The organism is Candidatus Rokuibacteriota bacterium (assembly GCA_016209385.1).
Taxonomy (GTDB): domain Bacteria; phylum Methylomirabilota; class Methylomirabilia; order Rokubacteriales; family CSP1-6; genus JACQWB01.
This window is the reverse complement of sequence record JACQWB010000009.1, coordinates 1-4,360: the sequence shown is the minus strand read 5'-3', so window position 1 is coordinate 4,360 and position 4,360 is coordinate 1. Positions and strand designations below refer to the sequence as shown.

At 67.5% G+C, this 4,360-nt stretch carries 9 protein-coding genes; 3 read left to right on the top strand and 6 right to left on the bottom strand.

Features of this window, described 5'->3' with window-relative positions:
* Nucleotides 1–55: 55 nt before the first annotated feature.
* From HY726_00655 to HY726_00635, 5 genes are read right to left on the bottom strand one after another with little or no spacing between them, the layout of a single operon-like run.
* Nucleotides 56–262, bottom strand: a complete 207-nt coding sequence (locus HY726_00655) for a hypothetical protein (GenBank protein ID MBI4607502.1) — start codon at nucleotides 260–262, stop codon at nucleotides 56–58.
* Nucleotides 256–447 carry a hypothetical protein gene (locus tag HY726_00650; protein MBI4607501.1) on the bottom strand — a complete coding sequence of 64 codons (192 nt, stop codon included), beginning with the start codon at nucleotides 445–447 and terminating at the stop codon, nucleotides 256–258. The genes HY726_00655 and HY726_00650 overlap by 7 nt, the downstream gene beginning before the upstream one ends.
* Entirely contained in the window at nucleotides 444–653 is a 210-nt protein-coding gene (locus HY726_00645; GenBank protein ID MBI4607500.1) for a hypothetical protein, read from the bottom strand. Before HY726_00645 ends, HY726_00650 begins: the two co-directional genes overlap by 4 nt.
* Entirely contained in the window at nucleotides 646–1,023 is a 378-nt protein-coding gene (locus HY726_00640) for a hypothetical protein (GenBank protein MBI4607499.1), read from the bottom strand. Before HY726_00640 ends, HY726_00645 begins: the two co-directional genes overlap by 8 nt.
* Nucleotides 1,020–1,268, bottom strand: a complete 249-nt coding sequence (locus tag HY726_00635; GenBank protein MBI4607498.1) for a helix-turn-helix domain-containing protein — start codon at nucleotides 1,266–1,268, stop codon at nucleotides 1,020–1,022. The genes HY726_00640 and HY726_00635 overlap by 4 nt, the downstream gene beginning before the upstream one ends.
* A gap of 501 nt (nucleotides 1,269–1,769) precedes the next feature.
* On the opposite strand from HY726_00635, the gene HY726_00630 reads away from it, so the two are divergent.
* From HY726_00630 to HY726_00620, 3 genes are all read left to right on the top strand, one after another.
* Entirely contained in the window at nucleotides 1,770–2,081 is a 312-nt protein-coding gene (locus HY726_00630) for a hypothetical protein (GenBank protein MBI4607497.1), read from the top strand.
* 183 nt (nucleotides 2,082–2,264) lie between these two features.
* A complete protein-coding gene (locus HY726_00625) occupies nucleotides 2,265–2,480 on the top strand; it encodes a hypothetical protein (GenBank protein MBI4607496.1) in 216 nt (71 codons plus the stop codon).
* Entirely contained in the window at nucleotides 2,477–2,890 is a 414-nt protein-coding gene (locus HY726_00620) for a type II toxin-antitoxin system VapC family toxin (GenBank protein ID MBI4607495.1), read from the top strand. The genes HY726_00625 and HY726_00620 overlap by 4 nt, the downstream gene beginning before the upstream one ends.
* 294 nt (nucleotides 2,891–3,184) lie before the next feature.
* On the opposite strand, the gene HY726_00615 is transcribed toward HY726_00620, so the two are convergent.
* Nucleotides 3,185–4,270 carry a sigma 54-interacting transcriptional regulator gene (locus HY726_00615; GenBank protein ID MBI4607494.1) on the bottom strand — a complete coding sequence of 362 codons (1,086 nt, stop codon included), beginning with the start codon at nucleotides 4,268–4,270 and terminating at the stop codon, nucleotides 3,185–3,187.
* Nucleotides 4,271–4,360 lie beyond the last annotated feature (90 nt).

Here is a 4,360-nt window from a genome sequence, read left to right as displayed (position 1 = left end):
TGCCCTGAACTCCGCCCGACACCCTTCGCTCCGGCGCGCTGACGGCCGGCATCGCTCAGACCCCCTGGACCTTGAGGGCCCGGGCGATCTGCTCCAGGAGCTGGATCATCCGGTCGAGCTTGGCCCCGAGCCACCAGGTGAGCCACCAGACGAGGTAGAGGGAGATGGCGCCCGGGATCCCGATCAGGCCCAGGAACCTGACCCAGCCGTTGAGCGTCACAGTGACCTCGTCCTTCCGCGTGGCGTCGTCCTTCTTCAGCATCGCCCGTTCTCCGGCAGCGCCCGCTTGAGGGCACACTTGAGGGCCATCAGGCTCGGCCGCGAGAGGCGAATGTCCACGCGCTCGATCGTCCTGACGAGGGAGAGCGTGAACGTCCCGTCCGGGGCCTCCACCACGACGGGCTCGGCCAGGCCGTGGGCGAAGTCGAGCTCGATCCGCATGCTCATGGCCCACCCCGCGCGCGCCGGAGCTCGCCGAGCTGGCCGCCCGTCAGGGTCAGCTCCATGGCCCGGGCCTTATCGAGGAGCGCCTTGCCCTTCCGCTTCCAGGGCTCGCCCCGGGCATGGTGCGTCTCGTAGCGGGCCAGGATCTTCTGGGCCCGGGCTTCGAGTCGGAGGATCTTCCCGACCTTCCGCGACCTGACCTCAGCCACTGGAGCACTCCAGCACGCCATCGACAGCGTCAGCTTCATGCGTCACCATCCCGTCGAGGACCCGGAAGCCCGCGCCTTCGATCCGCCGCTTGACCTCGGCCAGGCGCTCGGTGCCGCGCTGGCGAAGGGCGGCGGGGAGGGTGAGGCCGCTCTCGGTGACCTCCCCCATGCCCCGCCCGACGAGGAGCCGCCACTCGTCCCAGCACCGCGGGTCCGTGCGCGCGGTCACCACGATCCGGCTCGTGTAGTAGGGGATCCCCGTGCTCCTGCCGCTCTCCGTCCGGATCAAGGGCGCCACGCGTACCGCCTCCAACTTCCCCTCCCTCAGCTCCGCCAGCATGGCCGCGAGCGACCTGAAGAGGACCTTCACCGCCTCCGCCCTCCTTTCGCCCGCCGGCCAGGGCAGATCAGATTCTCGTGAGGGCGCTGCGCCCGGCGCCGGTCGAGCCAGCAGTGGATCTCATGCCGGTCGTACCGGATCGCGCTCCGCGAGACCCGGAAGGCCGGCAGCCCCCGCCGCCTCCGCCAGCGGTGCACCGTCTTGGGCACCACGCAGAGGAAGCGGGCCACGGCCCGCGTGGTCATGAGGCACTCGGTCGTCACGGGTCTGTCCATCGGTTCCTCCTCTGGCGCGATCGTTGAGCGGGCGAGCTTGCCGGTCTTTTCGCGCCGTCGCCTCGTATTGCAAAGCTCCGTGCCAACACACCCCGAGCGGAGAGAAACCCTTGATTCGTAGGCTGTTAGAGTGAGGGTGGGTACTTAGATGAGCGCGCCAGACAGGCCCGACGTCCGCTTTATGACCGCTTTCTCAGGGGCGATGACCGCTTTCTCAGGGGCGATGACCGCTTTCCGGGGGTTGATGGCCGCTTTCTTCGGAGTCCATGACCGCTTTTCGCGAATACTGACCGTGTTTCGCGTGGTTGGAGGGAGGCTTCGTGACCGCTGTCTCCGGGTTAGGCCAGTCCTGGTGGTAAAAGTCACGGTGGCCCGCTTCCGCGGGGCGTCGATGTGCCCTGTCGCCTTCCGTCCAAAAGCGCGACATTGACAGCCCCCTCGACCGCGCCTAGACTCTCGCCAGGTTCCACAGGCTGAACGCCCGGCCCTTGGGAGGCAGCCATGCCCCTGGGCCGTGCCCTCATCGCCACCCTCGTCCTCGGCATCCTCCTAGCGCCGCTCGCCGCCGACGCGCAGCAGGCCAAGGTTCCACGGATCGGGGTGCTGGCTGGGGCGTCTGCATCCGCACACGCCCCCTGGTTGGCAGTCTTCGGTCAAGGCCTCCGCGAGCTGGGATGGATTGAGGGCCAGAACATCGTGGTAGAGACGCGATATGCGGAGGGAAGATACGAAAAGCTCCCCGAGCTGGCTGCCGAGCTGGTCCGGAGCAAGGTGGACGTCATCGTGGCGCTCACCCCTTTCCGGGGGGGTTGATACCGCTTCCTCTGCAGTCCCATGACCGCTTTTCCCAAACAATCACTGCCTTTCGCGGGGTTGCAGACCGGCTTCATGACCGCTTTTGGGTGCGGTTCTCGAGGACGCCGGCGTGGACCGCATGGGAAAATGTGTTATGGTTTTCCCAGCGCTGCGCGCAGACCGGGCTGAGGGGGATCAGTCATGGCACGGGTGGTCCGCGGGACCGTCAAAGGGCAAATCGTAGTCCTCGAGGAAGGGGCGCGTCTTCCGGACGGCGCCACGGTGACGGTGCGGCTCTCCTCCAAGGAGTCCTGGTTGAAGCATGCCGGCGTGTGGGCGGACTGGAGGGAGCTTGACGAGGTGCTGCGAGAGATCTACGGCACGCGAACGATCAAGCCCGAGGAACCTCCCGTGTGAGGTACCTCTTCGATACCGATCACGCCGTCGCGCTGCTCCGCAATCATCCCACCGTCCGATCCCGTGTCGAGGGTCTCTCGGACGACGCCGAGCTTTACACCAGCGTGATCACCGCGGCGGAACTGTTCTACGGGGCCTATGGGGCGAAAGACTCGGTCCATCGGGTGGAGGAGGTCAGGCGTTTCCTGGCCGATGTCGAGGTGCTTGGGCTTGACCTCGAAGGGAGCGAAATCTACGGAAGGCTGAAGGCTCGGTTGAGAGCCCAGGGCCAGCTGATCGCAGACAACGATCTCTACATCGCGAGCATCGCGTTGAGACACGAGCTGGTCCTGCTGACCGGGAATACGCGACACTACGAGCGCCTTCCTGGTCTCCGGCTGGAGAGCTGGTTGACCTCTGGCGCTCGATAACCTCATCGCCGGTTGGCCTCGTTCTTCGTCCACCGGCGCGCCGAGGTGTGAGGGTCGTGAGGCGTCCCCCCGGTTCGTTCCGACTTCGGCGAAGTCCATGGACCGCCCCGTTGAGGTGATCGCCTACTCAGGCGGGCGAGGAGAGGAGCGGCCCACAGCCGTGCGGCTGGGTGCCCGGCGCATGCGGGTGGTGGCGTGGCTCGGACGGTGGGTCGAAACGGGCATGCAACCTGGCACCGGGATCCGGCGTTGGTCCAGGGTTCAGCTCGAGGACGGCCAGGTCATGACCGTCTACTACGACCAAGCCCTTGAGAGGTGGTTCTGCCGGGAGGATCCGCGGGTTCGTCGCGCGGGCGAGCAGGAGGAGCCCCGCCCGCCCCCGGTGCGTTTCAGGAAGCCAGCCCGGATCAGGGCGACCAGATCCCGCTGGGCTGTGCTCCTGGAGATCCCAAAGCGGGTGATGAGATCCGCGCGGCGGACCGATCCGTGTTCAGCGGCGATCTTGAGAGCTTCCCGCCGGCGTAGCATGAGCCCGCGTGCGTCATTTCGCAGTTCCCTCCGGGTCCCGCCATGATTCCGGTCTTCCCACCCCGCGGGCAGCCCGAGGTGTTCAGGCTGGATCCAGGCGCCGTCGGCGAAGATGACGCCTCGCCGAAGCGTCTTCTCGAGTTCCCTCACGTTCCCGGGCCAGGGGTAGGCCTGGAGGAGGCGGGCCGCCTGGGGTGTCACGCCTTGAGCCGTCACGCCGTATCGCTGGGCGTAGTACGCGAGGACGTGTTCAATCAGGAGCGGGATGTCCTCCCGGCGCTCTCGTAACGGCGGCACTTCCAGGACTACCTCGCTCAGCCGGTCGTAGAGGTCGGGCCGGAACTCCTTCTTGCAGATCGCCGCCTCCAGGTCCTTGTTGGTGGCCGCGATCAGGCGCACGTCCACCCGGAAGGTCTCGGTGGAGCCGAGCGACCTGACCTCGCCCTGGTCGAGGAATCGGAGGAGCATCGCCTGGGCCTCCGGCGAGAGGTCGCCGACCTCGTCGAGAAAGAGCGTCCCGCCGTCAGCAGCGGCGAGGAGCCCGACTTTCCGCCAAAGCGCCCCTGTGAAGGCGCCGCGCTCGTGGCCGAAGAGTTCGCTCGCCAGCAGCTCGCCCGGCAGCGCCGCGCAGTTCACCTTCACAGACGGTCGCCCCTGCCGTCGGCTTTCCTCCTGAATGGCATCCGCCACCAGCTCTTTCCCCGTCCCGCGCTCTCCCCGGATCAGCACCGTGGCGTCGGTGGGGGCGACGAGCTGAATCTCCCAGCGGAGCTTCTGGATCGGTGGGCTCCGGCCGATGAGGCGCCGGGCCGCCAGGCTCGCCCGCGCCCCTCGGCCGTAAGCGCCGGTCATCCTCGCGCCTCCGGCCGAGCTGCTCGCGAGAGCGGCCCCATGCCCGGCGACTCAGAGGACCATCCGTTCCTTCAACGCGCGCGCCCGGTC